Below are 4,308 nucleotides of genomic sequence, written 5' to 3' on the forward strand. Positions count from 1 at the left end.
TATACACGGTTATTGGGTGGCGCCTGAAGGGGTCATATACAAGGATTTTAATAAGGACATTCACTATATCAGCTCTGAGGAATTGGAAAACAGGCGCGTCAATTTCAAGAAGTATTTTGCGGGCGTCGACTGGGGATATGAGCACCCGGGTTCTATTGTTGTAATCGGACAAGATGACCAGGGGTGTTTTTATTTGCTCGAAGAATATGCCAAGCAACATGAGGAAATTGATTACTGGGTGAAGATAGCGAAGGACATCAAAGAGCGATACGGCAACATCAATTTCTACTGCGATACTGCGCGGCCGGAACACGTTCAGCGATTCCGCAGAGAGAAACTGCGTGCATTGAACGCTGATAAGGCGGTCATATCCGGTATCGAAGAAGTGGCGCGGCTGTTTAAGCGACATGAATTGTTCATCGTGAAAGATAAGGTCGCTCGCTTCGAAAAGGAAATTTTTATGTATGTTTGGAATCAAAAGACCGGCGATCCTGTGAAGGAATGGGACGACGTGCTGGACTCACTCCGGTACGCTCTGTATTCCCATAATAAACCGAAAAGGCGGAAAGGGGTGAGCTGATGAATCATTTTATAGACATGATTGAACAGTCCGGCATAACGCCTGAATTGATTGACAAGATCATTCAGGAACATAAGCCGGATCATGACAGAATGAAAAAGCTTTATGATCGGTACCAGGCTGAGATTCAAGGCGTTCCGATCTTATCCAGAAAAGCCATTGAATACGAGGATTTTGAAACAGGAAAATTAAAACGTATTGATCACAAAGTAAACAATAGGCTGAACAACTCGTTTGATTCTGAAATCATTGATACAAAGGTGGGCTATTTGTTCGGCCACCCTATTGCATATGAGTTTGATGAGAGCGATGCGGCAAGCACTGCAATACCTGTAAAACAGCTGATCGAAGATTTTAATATGGGAAATAACATTGCTGATGAAGACAGCGAGTGGGGGAAAATGGCCTCTATTTGCGGTTACGGCGCCCGCCTCGCTTATGTTGACCGTTCTGGAAATGTGCGTATAAAAAATATTGATCCATGGGAATGCGCCTTTATTACTGATGGAAGCATCCATGAACCTACTTACGCTTTGCGATATTACACGGTGTACGGCGGAAAGATCAAAGCAGAATTCTATGATCAGAAATATGTCTATTATTTCAGTACGAAAGACAGCTCAGCCTTCACTTTTGATAAAAAAACATTGCATCTTTTTGATGGCTGCCCCTTATTCGGTTTAGCGAATAACAAGGAACTAAAGGGAGATGCTGAAAAGGTTCTTTCGTTAATTGATGCGTATGACCGCACGTTGTCCGATGCATCGAATGAGATTGAGCAATACCGACTGGCTTATCTGATTTTAAAAGGGCTTGGCGCGGATGAAGAGACGCTTGATCAGCTCAAAAAGACCGGAATCCTTGAATTGTATGACGAAAAAGATGACGTAAGCTATCTGACAAAGGATATAAACGATGCCATCATAGAAAACCATCTTGATAGGTTGGAAGAGAATATCCTTCGCTTTGCAAAATCGGTCAATTTCTCCGATGAATCTTTTGGCGGGAACGTTTCAGGGGTAGCGATGAAATATAAATTGATGTCGCTTGAAAACAAATGCATCACAATGGAACGGAAGATGACGGCTGCTCTGCGTTATCAATATAAACTGATTTTTTCCGCATGGGGCACTAAAAGGCAAGCGGCAGCGGAGGATTATAAAAAAGTTTGGTTCGGCTTTAAGCGAAACCTTCCGGCAAATGTACTGGAAGAAGCAAACACGACAGGACAGCTTAAAGGAATGGTAAGCGAAGAAACTCGCCTGTCTCTGCTGTCGTTTGTTGATGATGTCCAGTATGAGCTGAAGAAGATGGAAGAGGAAGAAGAGGAATACAGGCTCAACATGCCGCCGTTAACGGATGTGGAAACAGACGCGGGCGGTGATGAAGATGAACCAGAATGATATTGATAAGTACCTGGACGACATGATCACTGAGGATGCTCAAAAGATTGATGTCGTTTTTGCATCTCGCTTAAAGGAGATCAATGCACAAATTGCACGGCTGTATGCGAAATACAGTAAGGACGGCCAGCTTACTTTAGCCGATGCCAACAAATACAATCGTCTGAACAAGGAAATGGAGAGGATGGCCGAGGAATCTCACAAGGCTTTCAAAACCATTCTGACTATTGTTGAGGCATTAGCAGCCAAGCAGTTTTTAGAGAATTATATGCGTTCTGCTTATCTATTTGAAATGGAATCCGTGGTTAACTTGGGTTTTAGCATCCCGACAGCCGAAGCCATTCGGCAGGCCATTCTAAACCCTATAGCTGAATTGACTTTGTCAGCGATATACAGGCGGCATCGAGACGATTATATCCGGCAGATTCAAATTTCCGTCGCACAGGGCCTACAAGCGGGGGAGGATTATTCAAAGATCGCCCGCCGCATTGAAAGAGCAACCGAATTTGCCCGCAGGAAAGCCCGTGACGTGGCGAGAACAGAAGCTCATAGGGTACAAGTCTCGGCAAGAATGGAAAGTGCTGAGAAGGCCTCAAAACGGAGCAATCTTAAAAAGATGTGGAATGCTACTCTTGATCTTAAAACACGAGCCGGGCACAGGAAACTGGACGGGAAGACAATAGAACGCAAGGGGCTGTTCAAATCAATTTACGGCGGAGTCGGGCCGGCTCCGGGGCACATGAATAATGCCAAAGATGATATTAACTGCCGTTGTACAATTGCTTTCAAAGTAAACGGCGTCCTGCCGGATACGAGAAGGGCGAGGGAAGGCGGCAGTGGGGCAGGCCAAACAATCCCATACCAAACCTATGAAGAGTGGTACAAATCCATTGAGGAAAAGGGAAGACGTTAAACAGCGGCTTTTTATTTTGTCCTGAGCATGACGTTAAAAGGCTTATTTTTCATGCACTCATAACAGGCGCGCACTGTAGAGGGCAAAGGAGGAAGAAGCGTAATGCCAACATTAGAAGATGTGAAAAAATTTCTTGAAGAAAATAAAGAGAACGAAGAAGTACAGTCGTATCTGAATGAACTTTCTGCCGTGTCTGCTGACAAGGTGAATGGGTTTTTAGATACAGAAGAAGGAAAACGTCTCATTCAGCCTCGGTTGGATTCCCATTTTACGAAAGGCCTTGATACGTGGAAGGCGAACAACCTCGATGCTCTGGTTGATGCAAAGGTAAAAGAGCTTTATCCAGAAGAAACAGAAGAGCAGAAGCGGATCAGGAAGCTCGAAAAGGAGCTGAAAGATCAAAAGACAGCAGCACAACGTGAAAAGCTTTTAAACAAAGCTGTTTCTTATGCTTCTGAAAAGCAACTGCCGGCAGATGTAGAAGTAGTGGGATTCTTTGTCGGTGAGGATGAAGAATCAACGATGAAGAACCTCGGAGCATTCGAAGAGAAGTACAACGCTGCACTTCAAAAGGCTATTGAATCCAAGTTTCAAGAGAATGGCCGTGATGTCCAGTCCGGCAGCAACGAACCGACAAATCAAGATTTAGACATCAGCTCACTTGCAGCTGAAGCAAGTATTAGAAAATAAGGAGGGCTATCTTTAATGCCAACATTTAATCCAAACAATGCATTAATGCAAGACTCAGTAAATGGGAAGGTTCCAACTGAACAAGGAACGCTGGTTTTAAAAGAGTTTATGACCCAATCTGCTGTCACGAAACTCGCAAAATATGAAGAAATGACTAAGCCGGAGAAAGAATTCACGTACTTGGCTTCTGGGCCAGGGGCATACTGGGTTGGAGAGGGCGATAGAATTCAAACGTCTAAGGCTCAATGGTTAACAGCAAAAATGATTTCAAAGAAATTGGGTGTCATCATCCCTGTTTCTAAAGAATTCTTGCGCTACTCTGTAACAGATTTCTTCACACAAATGCGCCCGGCTATCGCTGAAGCCTTTGCGATCAAATTTGATCAGGCTGCGTTATTCGGTGTAGATTCACCGTTTGGAAAAGGCGTATCTGTATTTGAAAAAATCAAGGAATCTGGTAACACTATTTCGTTAAACTCACTTGGCAATCTATATGATGAGTTAAACGGGGTCATGGCTCTGGTCGAAGACGCTGACAAAGATGTAAACGGCTTTACAACAACACGCCGATTCCGTCAAAAGCTCCGCGGCACAAAGGATGGTAATGGTCTTCCGATCTTCAACGATGCGACAGGCGGCGCCACACAACAAGCACTTGGCCTTCCGATCGGATATGTGGATTCTAAGTCATGGGATTACGAAAAAGCGGCATTACTTGCGGC

5 protein-coding genes are annotated in these 4,308 nt (G+C 44.3%); all 5 read left to right on the top strand.

Annotated elements, in window-relative coordinates; all coding sequences use genetic code 11:
* Positions 1–580, top strand: a 580-nt coding sequence (locus tag BGM27_RS20680; protein ID WP_483297761.1) for a phage terminase large subunit family protein, incomplete at its 5' end; no start/stop codon positions are given.
* On the top strand, positions 580–1,983 hold the full coding sequence (locus tag BGM27_RS20225) for a phage portal protein (RefSeq protein ID WP_217031386.1): 1,404 nt from the start codon (positions 580–582) through the stop codon (positions 1,981–1,983). The genes BGM27_RS20680 and BGM27_RS20225, both read left to right, overlap by 1 nt.
* On the top strand, positions 1,970–2,896 hold the full coding sequence (locus tag BGM27_RS20230) for a phage minor head protein (RefSeq protein WP_217031387.1): 927 nt from the start codon (positions 1,970–1,972) through the stop codon (positions 2,894–2,896). The genes BGM27_RS20225 and BGM27_RS20230 overlap by 14 nt, the downstream gene beginning before the upstream one ends.
* Before the next feature lie 102 nt (positions 2,897–2,998).
* Positions 2,999–3,586: a DUF4355 domain-containing protein gene (locus BGM27_RS20235; protein ID WP_063095625.1), complete on the top strand. Its 588-nt coding sequence runs from the start codon at positions 2,999–3,001 to the stop codon at positions 3,584–3,586.
* Between the two features lie 15 nt (positions 3,587–3,601).
* Positions 3,602–4,308 (top strand): phage major capsid protein (locus BGM27_RS20240; RefSeq protein ID WP_254122954.1); only part of this gene is annotated, 707 nt, incomplete at its 3' end.

The organism is Bacillus sp. FJAT-27001, from assembly GCF_019039175.1.
Taxonomy (GTDB): domain Bacteria; phylum Bacillota; class Bacilli; order Bacillales; family Bacillaceae; genus Bacillus; species Bacillus velezensis.

Excerpts from the sequence above, each read along its gene's own strand:
- BGM27_RS20235 (WP_063095625.1), top strand. The coding sequence starts at position 2,999 with ATGCCAACATTAGAAGATGTGAAAAAATTTCTTGAAGAAAATAAAGAG.
- BGM27_RS20230 (WP_217031387.1), top strand. The coding sequence starts at position 1,970 with ATGAACCAGAATGATATTGATAAGTACCTGGACGACATGATCACTGAG.
- BGM27_RS20225 (WP_217031386.1), top strand. The coding sequence starts at position 580 with ATGAATCATTTTATAGACATGATTGAACAGTCCGGCATAACGCCTGAA.